This window comes from Amycolatopsis sp. NPDC039088, assembly GCF_055598845.1.
The window spans coordinates 119,250-136,718 of the sequence record NZ_JBVKAE010000003.1 but is presented as its reverse complement, the minus strand read 5'-3'; the positions used below and the strand labels follow the sequence as shown (position 1 = coordinate 136,718).

Genomic DNA, 17,469 nt, shown 5'->3' with positions numbered 1-17,469 from the left:
GGCGTTCAAGCGGCGTAGATGTCGGTACCTCCGGTCGGAGCGAAGCGGGCCTGGAAGAAGCGGAGGTGGGGCGGTTCGTGGGTGAACGTGAGCCCATGGGTGATGCGGTGGCGGTCTTTGTGGACGAGGATGAGCGTGTCGGCGACGTGGTCGATGTGGCTTTGGGTGTAGACGCGGCGGGGGATGGCGAGCCGGAGGAATTCCAAGGGCGGGTGGCGGTTTTCGCCGGTGGCCGGGTCACGTCCGGCCGAGACGGTTCCGCGTTCGACGCCGCGTACGCCGCCCTCGAGGTAGACGGCGGCGGCGAGGGTCTGGCCGGGGAGTTCGGTGCGGGGTAGGTGGCCGAGGACGGTGGTGGCGTCGACGCAGACGCAGTGGCCGCCGAGGGGACGGACGATCGGGACACCCGCGGTGTGGAGCCGGTGGCCGAGGTAGCCGATCTGCGCGATGCGGGCGCGGATGTGCTGTTCGTCGACGGATTCGGTGATGCCTTGCGCGATGGCTTCCATGTCGCGGCCCGCCATGCCACCGTAGGTGTGGAGTCCTTCGTAGAGCAGGACGAGCCCGCGCGCTTGTTCGGCGAGATCGTGGTCGCGTAAGGCGATCCAGCCGCCGATGTTGGCGAGACAGTCCTTTTTGGCCGACATGACGGCGCCGTCGGTGGGGGAGCAGAGGGCGAGCAGGATGTCCGCGATCGACCGGTGCGCCCAGCCGGGCTCACGTTGTTTGACGAACCAGGCGTTTTCCACCGCGCGGGCGGTGTCGAGGAAGACCGGGATGCCGTGGGCGTTGGCGAGCTCGCAGGCCTCGGTGAGGTTGGCGACGCTGATGGGCTGGCCGCCCGCCACGTTCACGGTCGCGGCGAGCGAAAGGTAGGGGATGGCGCCGCGGTGTTCGGTGATGACGGCCCGCAGCTTGTCGAGGTCGACGTTGCCCTTGAACGGATGCTCGCTGGCGGGGTCGTGTGCTTCGTCGATGATGACGTCGTGGAAGGTGGCGCCGTTGAGTTCCTGGTGGGCGCGGGTACTGGGGAAGTACATGTTGCCGGGGACATGGGTGCCCGGGCGAATGAGGCAGCGGGAAAGGATGTTCTCGCCGCCCCGGCCCTGATGGACGGGGATGACGTGTTCGTAGCCGTAGTGGGCGCGGACGGCTTGTTCGAAGATGTAGAAGCTGCGGGCGCCGGCGTAGGCCTCATCGCCGCGCATGAGGGCCGACCATTGCCGGTCGGACATGGCGTTGGTGCCGGAGTCGGTGAAGAGATCGATGTAGACGTCTTCGGAGCGGAGCAGGCAGGGATTCCAGCCCGCGGCCCGGAGTGCTCGTTCGCGGTGTTCGCGGGTGGTGGTACGGATCGGTTCGACCATTTTGATCCGCCACGGTTCGGCTGGGTGGTCAGGCATCTCGGGTCACCTTGTTTCGTTGGAGGTGGTTGAGGAGCGGGCCGGTCATGGCGGTCGTGACGAGGGCCATGGCGACCATCGCGGTGTAGAAGGCGCTGTCGATGACGCCGAGACCGAGCCCGATGCTGAGGAAGACGAGTTCGGTGACGCCGCGGGTGTTCATCAGGGTCGCGAAGACCGCGGCCGGACGGGGCGCCTGTCCGGCGAGGCGGGCACCGAGGTACGCGCCGCCGCCTTTGGCGATGACGGCGACCGCGATGATCGCGAGGATTTCGGTCACCAGGGTGGTATCGAGCTCACCGAGGTCGACCCTCCGTCCGATGAGGACGAAGTACAGCGGGACCAGCAGGGACGAGAGGGGGGTGATCAGCGCGGCGGGGTCGTGGCGGGACGAGGGGCGGCCCGCGGCGGCGCCGATGAGGAACGCGCCGATCGCGGCGTGCAGGCCGATGGTGCCGGTGACCGCCGCCCCTGCGCAGGCGAGGACGACCATGGTCACGGCCGCGGCCGGTGCGGACAGCCGATCCACCGCCCGGCCGAACCACGGGCGGGCGAGGAAGAGCAGGCCCTGCAGGAATGGGACCACTCCCAGCAGCGACCAGGTCTGAGGTCCACTGTGGACAGACGCGGCGACGAAGGCGAGCGCAGCCCACGCCGTGGCGTCGGTGATCGCGGCGGCGGTGAGCGCGCAGCGGCCGCGCGGGTCGTCCAGCATGCGCCGTTCGGCCAGGATCCTCGCCAGTACGGGAAAGGCGGTGACCGCCATGGCCGCGGCGGCGAAGAGGACGAATGGCGTGATCCCGGCGGGGGCGTGGCGTGCGGCGAGCCAGAGCGCCAGTAGCGCGCCGAGGACGACCGGGACGACGATCGCGCCGAGCGCGGGGACGAACGCCGCCGTGATCCGCGCGGCGGTGATCGACGGCGCGAGGCGGGCGCCGACCCCGAACAGGAACAGGATCAGGCCGAGCTGAGCGAGTGCGTCCAGCGTTGATTCGACGCTGATGGGCACGCTCGGGCCCGCTTGCAGGGCGACGCCGACGACGAGCCCACAGGTGATCTCCCCGAGGACGGCCGGCTGCCGGAGCCGGGTGAAGACCCAGCCGAAGCAACGGGCCAAGGGCAGCAACACGGCGAGCGCGGCGAGCAGGAGGGCGAGGTCAGGCATCGGGCACCCGCCATCGCCTGCCGTCCGCGGTGGGGATCAGCCCACCGGGGAACGTCGGCGGCTCGTCGCCCGCGGCTTCGCCCAGCAGGCCGCGTAACTGTAGCTGCACGCCTTCCGCGAGTACGTCGCCGAACAACGCACGGGAGAAGTCCTTTGAGGACACCCCGCCGACGAGCTCGGCGAAGGCCTCGTCGGCACTCCCCTGATGATCGGTGAGCCGTCGCGCGTGCGCGAAGTAGTCTTCTTCGCCGGTGTCCAGCTCGTAGAAGGTGATGAGGAAATCACGGAACAGCGCGAATTCCCGGCGGTAGCGGGCTTCGAACTCGGCGAAACACCGCTTCTCGTCCGCGAAACCGGCCAGAACGCTGTTGATCGAGCGGGCCGCCAGCAGCGCGCTGTAGGTGGCCAGGTGCACGCCTGAGGAGAACACCGGGTCGATGAAGCAGGCGGCGTCCCCGACGAGCGCCATCCCCGGGGCCCACAGGACGGTCCGGTCGTAGGAGTAGTCCTTCCGCACGCGGAGCCGGTCGTAGGGTGGTTCGGTCGCGCGGTGGGCGTCTCGGAGGAACTCGCTGATGAGCGGGCATTCCTCGATCAGCGAGGCGTAGGCCGACGCGGGGTCGCCCTGTACTTTGTCCGCCGACTCGTGTTTGACGACGGCACCGACACTGGTCAACGTGTCCGACAGCGGGATGTACCAGAACCAGCCGTCGGTGAACGAGACGCACAGGATGTTCCCGGCGTCGGGCGCGGGCATCCGGTGGCCACCCTCGAAATAGCCGAACAGTGCCAGATTGCGGAAATGCGGCGAATACTCGCGGGTTCCGCCGACATCGTGGTGGAGCCTGCTGCCGTGCCCGGAGGCGTCCACGACGAACCGGGCGGTCGCCCGCCGTTCGTGTCCCGCGTCGTCGGTGTAGCGGACGCCGCGGATCCGGTCGTCGGCCCGGATCGTGCCGAGCACACGATGGTCCTGCCGGACCTCGGCACCGAGCCGGCGGGCGCCGTCGAGCAGGATCGTGTCGAACCGGGTGCGCTCGACCTGGTAGGCGTAGGAGGTGGGCCCGGCCATGCGGTCGGACGCGGCGAAGGAGAACGTCCACGGCTCCGGCCTGGTACCCCATTTGAAGGTCCCGCCGTGTTTGCGGACGAACCCGGCCCGCGCGATCTCGTCGCGCACTCCGAGCATCGCGCAGATCCCGTGGATCGTGGCGGGCAGCAGGGATTCCCCGATCTGGTAGCGGGGGAAGCGGTCCTTGTCCAGCAGCAGCACCCGGTGACCTTCCGCGGCGGTGAGCCCGGCGACGGTGGCGCCACCCGGGCCGCCGCCCACGACGATCACGTCGTAGTCGTCCATGACGGTGTCACTCCTTTCGTAGTGGTGGGAACGAGTTCGGCGAGCCGGGCGACCGTGCGCCGGAGCAGGACGTCTCGCAGCGAACACGGCACGCCCAACGCCCGCAGCCGGACGGCGAGCGCCGCGGCGGACAGGCTGTGCCCGCCGAGGTCGAAGAAGTCGCTGTCCGCGTCGACCGCCGGAATCTCGAGCTGGACGCGGAACGCGGACGCGACGAGTTCCTGCGTGGAGGTCAGCGTGCTCACCCTCACAAGCGGGGCCGGCGGTGTGAGGGCGATCCGGTCGATCTTGCCGTTCGGCCCGAGCGGCATCGCCTCGAGCGGGATCAGGGTGGAGGGCAGCAGATACGCCGGCAGCACCGTCCGCAGCCGTTCCCGCACTTGGGCGACCGTGTCGGTGCCGAGCACGACGTACGCGACCAGCCGCGGCTCGCTGCCTTCGGCCCGGACGACGGCCTGCCGGATGCCAGGAAACGCCAGCAGAGCCTGTTCCACCTCACCCGGCTCGACCCGATGACCCCGGATCTTGACCTGATCGTCCAGCCTGCCCAGCCATTCCAGGTGGCCGTCGGCCATGAGGCGGCACCGGTCGCCGGTCCGGTACCGGCGTTCGCCCGTGGTGACGAACCGGTCCGCGGTCAGCTCCGGCCCGCCGAGATAGCCGAGGGCGAGGCAGGACCCGCTGACCAGGAGCTCGCCGGGTTCTCCGGTCGGTACGGGCCGCAGGTCCTCGTCGACGATCTGGATGGAGGTGTTGCCGATGGGCCGTCCGATCGACGGCGTCGCGCGGTCACCGAACCGGCACGCCGTGGTGAACACCGTGCACTCGGTCGGACCGTAGAGGTTCACCGCGGTGACACCCGTGGCTCCACGCAGCTGCGACCAGAGATCCTGGCCGATGGCCTCCCCACCCATCAGCAGCGTTCGCGGAGAGCTCCGGCCGTCGAGCAGACCGGCCTGAAGCAGCGCCGACATCTGCGCGGGCACCGCTTCCACGACCGACAGCCGATGCTCCCGTACGAAGTCCACATAGGACTCCGGTTCCGCGCGTACCGGATCGGGAACCAGATGCAGTTCATGCCCACCGGCCATCCACAACAGCGGATTCCACGACGCGTCGAAGACCAGGGGCAAACCGTGCGCCACCCGTTGCGGACCGCGGCCCGCCGGGAAGAACCGGCCAGCCAGTTCGCCATACAGGTTGACCAGGCTGCGGTGGCCCACCACCACTCCTTTGGGCAGGCCCGTCGAACCGGAGGTGTAGATGATGTACGCCGCGCCCTCCGTGGTCCGCGGCGACCGCCGCTCGGGTCGTCCGGCGAGTTGTCTCCGCCAGTCCTCATCGGACAGCACCAGATCCGCCCGCTCCGCGAGGTCCGCGGTATCCGTCAACACCACGGAGGGACGAGCGTCGGCGAGAATCGCGTCGAGGCGTGCGACGGGCAGGGACGGATCGATCGGCAGATGAACCGCGCCCGCCTTCGCCGTCGCGAGCACGCTCAGCACCGCCCGCGCGGATCTTGTCATGGCGCAGGCCACGACAGTTCCGGGTGCCGCGCCGACGTCCCGGAGTGCCTGGGCGAGCCGGTCGGCCAGGAGGTCGAGTTCGTGAAAGGTCCAGGCGATCTCGTCGGCGACCAGGCACGTCCTGGCCGGGTTCCGCCGAGCCTGGCGCTCGAACAAATCGCACCAGGTCGTGCGGGGGAGCCGTCGTGGCAGGCCGCGCACCACGGACAGCGCGGAGCCGCTCATCGCGCGGCCTCGGTGTCGAACCTGGACCGGTGGACCAACGCCCGGAAATCAGGGGCCTGGCCTGGTGCGAGCATGTCCAAATGGCCACCGGGCACGACAGCCTCGGTGAACCGCCCGGACGTCCAGGCCCGCCACGCCCTGAGCGTGTCATCGCCGCCCGTGAACATCGGATCGTTCTCGCCCCGGATCGCGACGATCGGACAGGACAGCCGCACCTGCGCGGGTCCGGCATAGGAATTGGTCAGCCGCAGATCACCGAGCAGCAGATCGAGCGCGTACTCCCGGAGCTCGGGGGAGGCACCGTCACCCGCAACTGGCGCCATGACGTTCCGATCGAGTAGCCGCTCGGCCTCGGCGGCGTCCGCCTTCGCGAATCTCCCCGGCACTCGCAGTTGCGGGGCGCACGCGCTCACGACGACCAACGCCGTCGGTCCCGGCAGTCCCCGCGCGCGGATGCGCTGGGCCACTTCAAGGGCGACGAACGCGCCCATACTGAACCCGATCAGCGTGATTCGCGAAAACCCTTCGGTTCCGAAATGGTCGAGGGAGTCCCACGCGATCCCCTCGGCAAGGTTCGCGAGCGACGCCGCGGGCGGCTCGGCGAGACGTCCGCCGTGCCCCGGATACTCCGCACCCCACATTTCGATTCCTGCCGTGTCCCTTGTGAGCCCGCGCAGGCTGAGAACCGTTGCGCCGGCAGGAGGAAAGCAGAGGAATCCGGCTCCGAAGCCGTCCCTGGTGTCCACTGTGGATAGTGCTCGGACGGCAGCATTCATCGCCATGTCCTCTCCCGAACCGATCCGTCGACGGACTGACGTCAGCCGTCGAAGACGAAGCCGCCGAGCACGCCGCGATCCCCGTCGACGGGGTGCGAAAGCGCCACGTACCCGTGTGTCCACATCGCACAAGGGCGCTCAAAAGCCGTGCCAGGCAAGCGAATTTTCACAATGTCGCGGTGTCCCGGTGAACGTCCGGCCCGCGCTGATGACGCGCCTTGGCGAAAGCCGGCCATTCCGGACTCGCCTCGCCCGCACCTTTGGGTGACTCCGCGACCGCGCCGACCGCGGGAAAGGTGTGGGACTCCTGTCCTGCCCTCTGTCGTTACGTGGCAACCGGCAGAGTTAATGGTCCGAAAGATACGACGCCGTTAGCCCGACCGGGGTAACGGTTTGATGGAGAGATCGGAAACGCCTGCAAGCGGCGGTGACCGGCCCGTCCGCTCACTCACCTGGGCTACCTCACGGAGGGTGGCGCCGCGGCCGGTAACGCTCGGGTCCGCTCGTGCCTGGCTGCAGCGCGGCGGCACGCCGAAACGGCAGGTCGCCTGGTACAGGAGTGCGGCGCTGGTCTGGTCACGGTGCGGGCCGACGGGGAGCTGCTCGCGTTCGCCGCTCCGCCGTTGCGCCGTAGCGGTCCCGTACCGTCATCGACGGTGGCCGCACTGGCCGCGGCGTTGCGGGTCGAACCGGACGACATCGTGGCCGCGTTCGGTGAATATCCGGACGTCGGCGTGTTCGGCCCGCACCCGCCGGGCGGCGAGGCCCACTTCGAGGTGCGGGCGTTCGTCGATGAGGGCGGCACGTTCGTGGAGGACCCGGTGACCGGCAGCCTGAACGCCGCGATCGCGCAGTGGCTCATTCCCGCCAACGAGGCCCCGGCCGCGTATGTCGCCGCTCAGGGCACGAAGCTGCACCGCCGCGAACGGGTGCGCATCGAGCAGTCCGACGGCGAGATGTGGGTCGGTGGCGACACGGTCGTGGGTATCACCGGCCACGTCGCACTCTGACCCCGTCGGGGATATGTCGCGCCGGTCGGCTTCGGTTTTGTCATGGCCACAGCATGGGAAAGGCTTTCGACAACGCCCAGATGATCAGCGCGAGCCAGCCGAGGATCCAGAGGATGCCGGGTATGTGGGTCTTCGCGGCGAGGCTGGCGGCGTCGTCGGTGTCGGAAATCTCGCCGCGCCATCGGGCGGCGAGGAGGTGGCCGACTCCGGCGAGTTCGCTGGTGAGCAGCAGCCACGCCTCGAGGTAGGCGATCATTGTCTGTAGCAACGGCGGTGCCCAGGCCAGCGCGGCGAAGGCGATCGTGCCGATGCCGGCGACGATGGCGAAGGTGAGCAGGTCCGCGGAGAGGAACAGCAGCAGGGCGGTGGCGACCACGGTGAGGGTGAGCACGGCGGCGGCGTGTCCGCGCTGAAGTTGCACCGCTGCACCGAGGCCGGCCAACGGCGGCATCGCGTAGCCGGCCGCGGAGGTGAGGATCGAGGAGAGCCGCGAGGGCGCCCAGGACCACGTCACCCCGGAATCAGGGCTGAAGATCCCGACCTGGTAGACCCCGCCGCCGGTCAGGACGCTCATCAGGGCGTGGCCGCCTTCATGCACGAAGGTTCCGAGCACGTTGAACCGGGTCAGCAGTCGCTCTTGCCCGGTCAGCAACACGGATGCCGAAGCCAGTGTCGCGGCCGCGGCGATCAGCCCGGTCGCGGCGACCAGCCACCAGGCGGGCGGTGGCACGGTCGCGTTCACGATCTCGTCGAGTTCGCCGCGCTTCACGAGCCAAGCTCACCAGCTGGTCGGCGAGGGCGGAACCGCTGGATCCGAGTTTGTCATGGAACTGTCAACCCGGACGGTGTGGACACCGCCAGGGACGGACGCGGTGTGCCGATGGTGTCGGTCGGTCAGAATCGGTAGCGGAGTATGCGGGTTCCTTGACGGGACAGGCCTGTGTTCAGGCTCATGAGGCCGGTGAGTGTGCGGAGAGGCTGAGGGAACTCGGTGACTTCCGGGGCGCGGGTGAGGAGCTGCTCGTCGGCCAGGGTGAGGGCCGCGTCCCAGGCTTCGGGTTCGTGTGGGTCGTCGAAGCCTTGGGCGGCGGTGATGCCGAGGGTTTTGATGGTCGGGTGGTATTTCATCGCCCATGCGGCGAAGCGGGTGTAGCCGTTGAGAGCGAGTTCGCCGGTGGGGAAGTGTGTGGTCAACGCGCGCGTCATCCGCTGGAAGGTGTCGCCGGGCATGAAGGGCAGCAGGCCTTCGGCGACGATCATGGCCGGCCGGTCCCTGGGCAGCGCGTCGAGCCAGCCGGGTTCGGTGAGGTCGGCGCCGAGGAGCCTGGATCGTTCCGGGAGGAACTGCGGGCGCAAGCTGACGATCTCGGGAAAGTCGATGTCGTACCAGTCGACGCCGGTGGGCGGGTCGCAGCGGAATACTCGTGTGTCGAGTCCGCAGCCCAGGTCGAGCACGATGGCGTCGGGGTGGTCGGCGAGGAAGTCGATGACCGTCTGGTCCACTTTCTTCGCGCGGAGCGCGGTGCCGCAGATGAGGCTGGGTTTGACTTTGAGTTTGGCGAAGTCGTAGTCGATTTTCTCGATCAGGTCGGCGGAGCGGGTGTCGCCGAGGATCGGATGGGGCAGCTTGCTGTCCAGGGCCCTGGCGTAAAGGGTCAGCAGAAGGGTCTCCTGGATGGGGTCCAGGGTGAGGTGCAGACGTTGCATGACGGAGGTGTCCTCAAGCTTTCAGGGGGTTGTCGGCGGCGATGTCGCGCAGCCAGGTCAGGGACTGCTGGGCGGCGCGGATGCGTTCGACGCGGGGCCCTTCGCCACCGGCGAGGGCGAGGCCTTGTTCCGCGATGTCGCCGAACGCGGCGAGGCTGTCGAGTTTGCGTTGGATCACCTTGTGCCAGGCGTCGTCTTCGATGCGGTAGTAGGCGGTGCGGCCGCCGGGGACGCGGACCTTGCGGATGAGCCCGATGACGGTGAGGAAACGCATGTTCGAAGTCAGCGACGCGCGGCTGGCCTGAATCGTCTCGGCGATCTCGCCGGCGGAGCGCTGGGGCGGGTCGCAGATCATCAGGAGGCCGAGGATCCGGCCGGTGATCGGCGGCAGCCCCCACTCTTCCACGCAGAAGGTGGCCACCTGCTCCACCCACTTCAGTACCTCGTCCTGGTTGTCCTGACCGGGCATGGCGTGTCCTCCTCTCAGCCAGACTCATTGCTAGTTATTTCAGTCTCGACTGAAACAGCTGGCATGTCAACTCTGGGCGAAGGCGGCTGGTATTCATCCATCGGGTGGCGAAGTGTCACGCTGGGTCGGTCATTCGGCCGATGCGCGCCGGCCGATGAGTGGATCCAGTGGTGATCATCACCCCATAGCGTGACGACTGTCAGCAATTCGTCATCTACGGGGAGTTCACGACAATGCTTCGCAAAACAGGGATCTTGGCGGTCGGGTTGGCCGCGGTGGGAGCGGTACTGGTACCGGGGGCCGCCGCTGCGGCGGACGGGCCGACGCCCTTCGTCATCGGCGGGCACGACGCCACCGAGGACTACTCGTTCATGGTGTCGCTGCAGCAGGGCGGAAGGCACCTCTGTGGCGGCTCGCTGATCAGCGAGAACTGGGTGGTGACCGCGGCGCACTGCGTACAGGGGACGCGACCGGAGCAGGTCAGGACCAGGATCGGGGCGCGGCGGCACAACAGCGGGGGCACCGAGACCGGTGTCAGCCGGATCATCGTGCACCCGGACTTCGGCGGGCAGAGTCCGCAGGGCGGTGACATCGCGCTGGTGCGGTTGGACAAACCGGTGACCGAGCAGCCGATCAAGATCGCCGGGGCCGCGGGCGACGCGGGAACGGCGACTCGGATCCTCGGCTGGGGTGAGCACTGCGTCGAGCGGAACTGCGGTGCGCCGGAGATCCTCCAGGAGTTGGACACCAAGGTCATGCCGGCGGGGGATTGCCGCAATCTGGCCACGGGCAAGGAAATCTGCACCGGTTCCGACACGCCGGACGCGATGGGCTGCTACGGCGACTCGGGCGGGCCGCAGATCAAGGGCAGGCCGGGCGAATGGGAACTGGTCGGTGCCACCAGCCGCGATGGTGACGCGGACCCGAAGTGCGCCAGCGGTCTGGGCATCTGGACCGATGTGACGGTGTACCAAAACTGGATCGCCGAGCAGCAGGCGTCGTGAGTGCCCTGTACTTGTGAATCGCCGCTCACGACTGGCGGTCGCGGACTTTCGCCGGGTACGGCTGTCTGACCTTGTGACTGCCCTTCTCGACCTGATCAAACCTGCTCGGCTGATCGATTCTGTGACAGGTCACGGAATTCCGAGAGGCGAACGAGGAGGAAGAATGAACAAGGTGAAGAAGCCCCTGCTGGCGTTGCTCGCCGCTGGAATGCTGTTCAGCGGCGCGGTGGCCGGTGCGCCGGCATCCGCCGCGGCACCCCTTCTGAAGTCCAGGCTGAACGGGAGATGCGCCGATGTCTTCATGTTCCATCAGGAGAACGGTGCCTCCGTCGTCACCTGGGACTGCACTGGCAACACGAACCAGCAGTGGCGCTGGGACGGCGAGCAGATCCGCTCGAGTATGAACAACAAATGCCTGGAGATCTACGCCGCTCACCAGGGTGATCAGGGCTCGGTGGACCTGTGGGACTGCAACGGAACCAGCACGCAGCGATGGTTCCGGAACGGCAACGAGATCCGCAGTCGCCTCAACGGGAAATGCCTCGACATTCTCGGCGGCAGGCCGGAGAACGGCCAGCTTCTGGTCAGCTGGAGCTGTAACAACGCGGCGAGTCAGAGCTGGGACTTCTGAGCGTCGGCTCGACTTGATCAGCCTGATTCAGGGCGTCATCGCCCCTTTACCACTGCTTGGTGAAGGGGCGATGACCTTGAGTGATCGTGATGCCTGGTCGGCTTTCCGGGTCTGACGCAGGAAACCCTGGCGGCTCTTGCTTCGGTGTGCTCCGAAAATTGTCTTCGGTAAACAAAAAACCGCCTGGCCCGGGTTCTCACCCAAGCCAGGCGGCTTCCTCTTCCGGTCGGGCTGACAGGATTCGAACCCGCTTTCGCCGCCTACCGCGATCTCATCCGTGAGTCCTCCGGTTCGGACAGGCCGACGCCCCGGTGATCGACGTCCGGTGGGCGCCCGGCGTCCGCGAACGCGGGTCAGCACATGCCTCAACCTCCGCCGCCAGCGCCTGGCGGTGGCGAATTCCTGCTGGACATCGGCTATCGGGGTACGGAGGTACGCCTCGGAAATCATCACGGCTCCTGGCTCTGATCGTTCGGTCTCGTCACGGTGCGCCGGGGACCTGGGGAAAACCTTGAAGAGGCCTTGTACGAGTGACGGCGATCCGCTACCCCTGAAGACGAGGAGGGCAGAGGCCGTGCTGGAAATGGAGGTGCTGGGGCCGGTCGAGGTGGTGGCCGACGGGGCCCGGCTCGATGTCGGGCATGCGCGTCAACGTGACGTTCTGGCGGTGTTGCTGCTCGAAGTCGCACGAGTGGTACCGGTCGACACGCTGGTCGACCGCGTATGGGGCGAGCGGCCGCCCGCACAGCCGAGGAACGCGCTGTACGGCTACGTGTCCCGGCTGAGGCGGGCGTTTGCCCCGGTGGACGGTGTGACGATCGAGCGTGACCGCGGTGGCTACGTCCTTCTCGCCGATCCGCGGACGGTGGACGTGCACCGCTTCGAGAACTTGCTCGGGCGCGCGCGGACGACGGTGGAAGACGACGCCGCGCTCGCGCTGTACGAAGAGGCGCTGGCGTTGTGGCGGGGCAGGCCGCTGGGCGAGCTGGAGTCCGAATGGGCGGACGGCGTTCGCGGCGAGCTGGCGTACAAGTATGAAGCGGCCGTGCTGGACCGCAACGACCGTCGGCTGCGGATCGGTGCCCACGCCGCCGTGCTGGCCGAGCCACCACCGGACGGCGTGGCCGGGGAACGCGCGGCGGCGCAGCGGATCGAGGCGCTGTACCTCGACGGACATCCGGCCGACGCGCTGCGGGAATACGAAACGTTCCGGTCGCATCTGGCGGAGGAGCTCGGCACCGACCCGGGGCCCCGATTACGCGCGCTGCACCAGCGAATCCTGACCGGCGCAGGGCCGGATGGCGACCGGTCGGCCCCTCGGCAGCTACCGGCCGCGCCTCCCTCGTTCGTCGGACGCACGGAGGAGTTGGCGGCGCTCGACCGGATGCTCGCCGACCGGGGCGCGGTCGCGGTGATCTCCGGCGCGGGCGGTCTCGGGAAGACCTGGCTCGCGGTGCGGTGGGCGACCGACAACGTGACCCGCTTCCCCGACGGGCAGCTCTACGTTGATCTCCGGGGCTTCGACCCGGTCCACGAACCTGTGCCCGCGGCCGGTGTACTCCGCGGTTTCCTTGGCGCGCTGGGCGTTGCCGGGAGGTCGATTCCGTCCGAGCCGGACGAGCTGGCGGCGCTGTACCGGAGCCTGACCGCCCAGCGACGGCTGCTCGTGCTGCTCGACAACGCCCGGGACACAGACCACGTCATCCCGCTGCTCCCGGGCGGATCTTCGTGTTCGGTCCTCGTCACGAGCCGTCATGGGTTCGGCGGCCTGCTGACCACCCATGGCGCGAGCGCGCTGCCGCTGCGAACCCTCGACGAGCGTCAGGCGCGCGAGCTGCTCGCGCACAAGGTGGGCGCGGCCGGCCTGGCCGAGGAACCCGAAGCAGGACAGGAAATCCTGCGCCACTGTGGTGGCTTGTCCTTGGCGCTCGCGATCGCCGCCGCACGGATCGCCGCCCAGCCGGGCAGGCGGCTGTCCTCGGTGGCCGCCGAGCTGCGCGAAAGCCGGCTGGACGCGCTGGACACCGGGGAGCTGTCCGCGAGCGTGCGCGCGGTGTTCTCCGCCTCCTACCGTTCTCTCGACCGCCAGTGCGCGTCGGCGTTCCGCCTGCTCGGGCTCTTGCCCGATGGTGGCATCGACCGAGCGGCCGCGGCCGCCCTCTTCGCGGACACTCGGCCACTGCGTGCCTTGTGCGCCGCCCATCTCCTGGAAGAGAATCCGCCGGGCCGGTTCCGGATACACGACCTCGTCAAGCTTTATGCTGCCGAACTCCTCGCCGAGACCGACGCCTCCGCCGACCGCCTGGCCGCGTCGACCCGGTTGTTCGATCATTACCTGAGCTGGGCATCGGCCGCCATGGACCGGATGTCACCGCACGAGCCCTACCTTCGGCCGCGGACAGCACGTTCGGCCGGGCCACAGCCGAACTTCGCCGCGCACGAGGACGCGCGTGCGTGGCTCGACACCGAACGCGCCACCATGCTGGCGTTGGCCGCCGACACGGCGGAAACAGGCCTGGCAGAGCAGGTGACCCGGCTGTCCGCGCTTCTCTGGCGATATCTGGACGTAGCCGCGCACTACCACGAGGCACTCACCCTCCACACGACCGCTCTCGCACTGACCGGCACCGGCACGGCGGAACAGGGCTTCGCCGGGCAGGCCGTCGGCATGGCTCTGTTCCGGCTCGGCCGCTACGACGAGGCCGCCGGTCATTTCGAGCAGGCCCTGTCCATCGCCCTGGACCGGCGAGACGACCTCCTCGAAAGCATGGTCCGCAACGGTCTCGCGTCGGTGGATGACATGCGCGGCCGGCGGAAGGCCGCCCGGAAGCAGTACAAGCTCGCTCTCGCCGCCGCCCGCCGCACCGGTCATGCGCTGCTGGAAGGTATCGCGCTGTGCAACCTCGGCGAGCACTACAGCTGGTGCGGCCATCATCAGGCCGCGATCGGCTTCTTGGAGCAGAGCGGCAGAATCGCGCAGGACCTCGGTTCAGCCGGTCTCGGTGCACCGGTGCTGGCCGCGCTGGGCAGCGCCTACGCCGGCCTGGGACAGGACGACAAGGCCACACGGCACTTCCAGCGAGCCCTCGAGTTCGCCCGTACCGGTGGGAACACCAACGTCGAAGTCGCCACCCTCAACGAGTTCGCCGCCACGAAAACCGGTGCCGAGGCGATCAAGCTGTACGAGGACGCACAAGTCCTCGCGCAGCGAATCGGTCATCTACACGAACGCGCCAGAGCCCACCATGGCATCGGCAAAACCCACCACGCCGGCGGGAACCACAGCGAGGCGAGGCCGCATCTGGAGGCCGCCCTCGCCGCGTACACCGAGCTTCGCGCACCCGAAGCCGATGACGTGCGCGCGCTGCTCAGTGCGGCTCGACAGCCAGGCCTCACCTGCTGATTCAAGGATTTTTCAAGGTTCTCTCCCGACTCCTCCGTGATCCTGATGGCCAGTCGCGGTGAATTCTTCTACGGGGAGCGGACATGGTCGGAATCTGGGTAGGGCTCGGCGTTCTCGTTGTGGTCATCGGTCTCGCCGTGGTCACCGATCTGCGTGATCGCGGGCGCGGCGGGACACGGAAGTTCCTGTTGCCGGGCTGGGCGTCCCGGCGCGCGGACTACACGGAGCACGACCTTGTCCACGGACGTCCGCTGACGAAGTCGCCGCGCGAGGAGGCCGAGGAACACCGTCAGCGCTACCGTTCCGGCGATGAGTGACGCCACGAAAGCCGGCCGTCCCGGCACCCAGGAGTAGCCGGGCGCCGATCCGGGTACTCGGTCGGCACGAGCGGGGAACGGGGCGATGGGGGATCACTGGTGGTGGGGAGCGGTGGGTGCCGCGTTGGTCGTCCTCGGCGTGTCGGTGCGGCCGCGGGTGAGACGGGGGTGGCGGTCGTTCGTTCTCGAGATCGTCACTCTGGCGGGCTGGATGCTCGTCGTGGTGCTCCTGATCAGGCCCTTGGTACCGGCGAACGTTCTCGGCATCACGATCTTGGTCGTGATCGCGCTGTGCGTTCTGGCGGTTCCGCTGATCGCTCGGCGCAAAGCCGGACGAGAGGGCTCTCGGATGCGACCGCACCGGAAGGAAAACGTCAGTTCTTCTTCAGCGCCTCGGCGAGCATCACGATGATGCCGCTGGGGCCGCGGACATACGTGAGCTCGTAGAGGTCCTCCTAGGTCGCCACGCCACGAAGCGGGTGGCAGCCGTGTTTCGCTGGTATCTCAAGGGCTTTGTCGATGTCGTCGACTGAGAAGGCGACGCGGTGCATGCCGATCTCGTTGGGCTGGGTGGGTTCCGACTCGATCGCCTTCGGGTGGATGTACTCGAAGAGCTCAAGGCGGCCGTTGCCGTCCGGCGTCTGGAGCATGGCGATCTTGGCGTGGTTGTCGTCAAGGCCGACGGCGGTGTCCGTCCATTCGCCACTGACCGTGTCCCGGCCGATGACCGTGAGACCGAGGTCGGTGAAAAGGCGATCGTCGCTTCGAGGTCGCGAACGGCGATACCGACATTCTCAAGTTTGATGGTCGTGCGTCGCATGCTACCGAGCCGGACCGACAATCTCCGGGTGCCGAAGTCGTGCACAGTCTTGACGCTCGTCACGGTACTGCCTAATGTCGGATCCGATCGGTTGGCCCTCGGAAGGTGACGGCAATGGCTGGCATGCGGAATGTTCTGGTGGCCGCGATGATCGTGACGGCGGCTTTGGTCGCGCCGGGCAGTGTGGCGGCGCAAACCCCGTCCGCGACCCGTCATTCCGGTGTCCTGCCGAACGGCACGACGTGGATCGCCGATGTCCCGGCACCCTGGAACGGCACGATTCTGCTCTACAGTCACGGTTACGACCCGAGCCCGGCGAACCCGCCGCGAAACGCGCCGGATCCGGTCACCGCTGAGGCGCTTCTCGCGCGAGGTTACGCCTTGGCGGGTTCGTCGTACTCGCGTGCCGGATGGGCTCTCGGCACCGCGGCGCGGGACCAGCGGGACACGTTGCGCGCGGTGGCCGGACTGACGGGCGCCCCACGCCACGCGATCGCGGTCGGCAGTTCGATGGGAGGACTGGTCACCGGTGAACTCGCCGAGTTCCCGGGCGTGCGGCTCGATGGCGCCGTGGCCACCTGCGGTCTGATGGGTGGCGGCGTCGACCTGCTCAACTACCAGCTCGACGGCGCGCACGCCGTGGCCGGATTGCTGCTCCGCGGACAGTCGCTGAAACTGACCCGCTTCGAGAGCGCCGCCGAGGCGACGGCGACCGCGCAGCGGATGGTCGACGCGCTGGATCAGGCCCAGACCACGGTGGAAGGCCGGGCGCGGGTCGCCCTGATCACCTCGCTCTTCCTTGAACCCGGCTGGGTTCCAGGACAGCCGAACCCGTCACCCGGCGATCGGCAGGCGCGGCAGGCAGGCCAATATCGCAATCTCCGCTCCATCCTGCCCTTCATCCTGCCCGCGCGGTACGACATCGAGCAGGCCGCCGGCGGGAATCCCTCGTGGAACACCGGCGTGGACTATCGCGGGCTGCTCGCGGAGTCCGGCAGGCTCGGCTTCGTGTCGGATCTCTACCGGCAGGCGGGCGCCGACCTGAACGGTGACCTCGACATGCTGACCCGCACCGCCGATGTGAAGGCGGATCAGGCGGCCGCGCGCTGGATGGCCTCGACTTCAGTCCTGAGTGGACGGTTGGCGATCCCCGTGCTCACGATGCACACCACCGACGACAATCTCGTCCCGGTCGAACACGAGGGCGAGTACGCCGAGGACGTCCGTATGGCGGGTGCCGACGGGCTGCTGCGCCAGTCCTACACCGCCCACCCCGGACACTGCACCTTCACCACCGCCGAACTGGTGACCGCGGTGGAGACCGTCCACCGCCGAGTGGACACCGGGGGCTGGGGTACGTCGACGCGACCCGCGCGGATGCAGGCGCTCGCGGAGTCTCTCGGACTCGGCTCCGCCGCCTTCCTCGAGTTTCGCCCGCAAGGGTTCACCGGAGACCGTCGGCCACGACAGTAGCCGGTCCAGCCTCGGGGTTCGGCCCACATCATCGATGTGGCCGTCAGAGCACGGTCTCGATCAGCGCGAGAGCCTCCCGGCACAGCAGGGCCGACTTCGCGTCGTGGAGTCTTTCGTGCACAGGGATGCTCCGACGCGGACAGCGTCCTCGTCCACGTGGTCCCCAAGCGGATGCTTCGGTGC

15 protein-coding genes are annotated in these 17,469 nt (G+C 68.3%); 6 read left to right on the top strand and 9 right to left on the bottom strand.

All coding sequences use genetic code 11. The features are described from left to right. Positions 1 to 5: 5 nt before the first annotated feature. Genes ACZ7KI_RS05460 through ACZ7KI_RS05440 form a run of 5 tightly spaced genes read right to left on the bottom strand, consistent with a single transcriptional unit; the run spans position 6 to position 6,452 of the window. The gene (locus ACZ7KI_RS05460; RefSeq protein ID WP_470271979.1) at positions 6 to 1,403 is read right to left on the bottom strand and encodes a tryptophanase; all 1,398 of its coding nucleotides are present in this window, start codon (positions 1,401 to 1,403) and stop codon (positions 6 to 8) included. Further along, positions 1,396 to 2,568 (bottom strand): cation:proton antiporter, encoded by a 1,173-nt coding sequence (locus tag ACZ7KI_RS05455; protein WP_470271978.1) that lies wholly within the window; start codon positions 2,566 to 2,568, stop codon positions 1,396 to 1,398. Before ACZ7KI_RS05455 ends, ACZ7KI_RS05460 begins: the two co-directional genes overlap by 8 nt. Next, positions 2,561 to 3,925 carry a tryptophan 7-halogenase gene (locus ACZ7KI_RS05450; RefSeq protein ID WP_470271977.1) on the bottom strand — a complete coding sequence of 455 codons (1,365 nt, stop codon included), beginning with the start codon at positions 3,923 to 3,925 and terminating at the stop codon, positions 2,561 to 2,563. Before ACZ7KI_RS05450 ends, ACZ7KI_RS05455 begins: the two co-directional genes overlap by 8 nt. Further along, entirely contained in the window at positions 3,907 to 5,676 is a 1,770-nt protein-coding gene (locus ACZ7KI_RS05445; RefSeq protein WP_470271976.1) for an amino acid adenylation domain-containing protein, read from the bottom strand. Before ACZ7KI_RS05445 ends, ACZ7KI_RS05450 begins: the two co-directional genes overlap by 19 nt. Beyond that, positions 5,673 to 6,452 carry a thioesterase II family protein gene (locus ACZ7KI_RS05440; RefSeq protein ID WP_470272170.1) on the bottom strand — a complete coding sequence of 260 codons (780 nt, stop codon included), beginning with the start codon at positions 6,450 to 6,452 and terminating at the stop codon, positions 5,673 to 5,675. Before ACZ7KI_RS05440 ends, ACZ7KI_RS05445 begins: the two co-directional genes overlap by 4 nt. 581 nt (positions 6,453 to 7,033) lie before the next feature. Between ACZ7KI_RS05440 and ACZ7KI_RS05435 the strand changes: the two genes are divergently transcribed. After that, a complete protein-coding gene (locus ACZ7KI_RS05435; protein WP_470271975.1) occupies positions 7,034 to 7,462 on the top strand; it encodes a PhzF family phenazine biosynthesis protein in 429 nt (142 codons plus the stop codon). Positions 7,463 to 7,502: 40 nt separating this feature from the next. Here ACZ7KI_RS05435 and ACZ7KI_RS05430 read toward each other — a convergent pair whose 3' ends face one another. From ACZ7KI_RS05430 to ACZ7KI_RS05420, 3 genes are all read right to left on the bottom strand, one after another. After that, on the bottom strand, positions 7,503 to 8,231 hold the full coding sequence (locus tag ACZ7KI_RS05430; RefSeq protein WP_470271974.1) for a M50 family metallopeptidase: 729 nt from the start codon (positions 8,229 to 8,231) through the stop codon (positions 7,503 to 7,505). A gap of 125 nt (positions 8,232 to 8,356) precedes the next feature. Beyond that, positions 8,357 to 9,169, bottom strand: coding sequence for a class I SAM-dependent methyltransferase (locus ACZ7KI_RS05425; protein WP_470271973.1), 813 nt, complete (start codon positions 9,167 to 9,169; stop codon positions 8,357 to 8,359). 13 nt (positions 9,170 to 9,182) lie between these two features. Continuing rightward, positions 9,183 to 9,638, bottom strand: coding sequence for a GbsR/MarR family transcriptional regulator (locus ACZ7KI_RS05420; protein WP_470271972.1), 456 nt, complete (start codon positions 9,636 to 9,638; stop codon positions 9,183 to 9,185). 233 nt (positions 9,639 to 9,871) lie between these two features. On the opposite strand from ACZ7KI_RS05420, the gene ACZ7KI_RS05415 reads away from it, so the two are divergent. The 4 genes from ACZ7KI_RS05415 to ACZ7KI_RS05400 all read left to right on the top strand — a co-directional run bounded on the left by ACZ7KI_RS05415 (position 9,872) and on the right by ACZ7KI_RS05400 (position 14,993). After that, a complete protein-coding gene (locus ACZ7KI_RS05415) occupies positions 9,872 to 10,642 on the top strand; it encodes a S1 family peptidase (protein ID WP_470271971.1) in 771 nt (256 codons plus the stop codon). 163 nt (positions 10,643 to 10,805) lie between these two features. Then, entirely contained in the window at positions 10,806 to 11,273 is a 468-nt protein-coding gene (locus ACZ7KI_RS05410) for an RICIN domain-containing protein (RefSeq protein WP_470271970.1), read from the top strand. 583 nt (positions 11,274 to 11,856) lie between these two features. Then, positions 11,857 to 14,676: an AfsR/SARP family transcriptional regulator gene (locus ACZ7KI_RS05405; protein WP_470272169.1), complete on the top strand. Its 2,820-nt coding sequence runs from the start codon at positions 11,857 to 11,859 to the stop codon at positions 14,674 to 14,676. An 83-nt stretch (positions 14,677 to 14,759) separates the two neighbouring features. Continuing rightward, positions 14,760 to 14,993, top strand: a complete 234-nt coding sequence (locus ACZ7KI_RS05400) for a hypothetical protein (protein ID WP_465501695.1) — start codon at positions 14,760 to 14,762, stop codon at positions 14,991 to 14,993. 455 nt (positions 14,994 to 15,448) lie between these two features. Here the strand turns inward: ACZ7KI_RS05400 and ACZ7KI_RS05395 are convergent, their stop codons facing one another. Beyond that, positions 15,449 to 15,718 carry a VOC family protein gene (locus tag ACZ7KI_RS05395; protein ID WP_470272168.1) on the bottom strand — a complete coding sequence of 90 codons (270 nt, stop codon included), beginning with the start codon at positions 15,716 to 15,718 and terminating at the stop codon, positions 15,449 to 15,451. Between the two features lie 209 nt (positions 15,719 to 15,927). Between ACZ7KI_RS05395 and ACZ7KI_RS05390 the strand changes: the two genes are divergently transcribed. Next, positions 15,928 to 17,286: a lipase family protein gene (locus ACZ7KI_RS05390; protein ID WP_470271969.1), complete on the top strand. Its 1,359-nt coding sequence runs from the start codon at positions 15,928 to 15,930 to the stop codon at positions 17,284 to 17,286. Positions 17,287 to 17,469 lie beyond the last annotated feature (183 nt).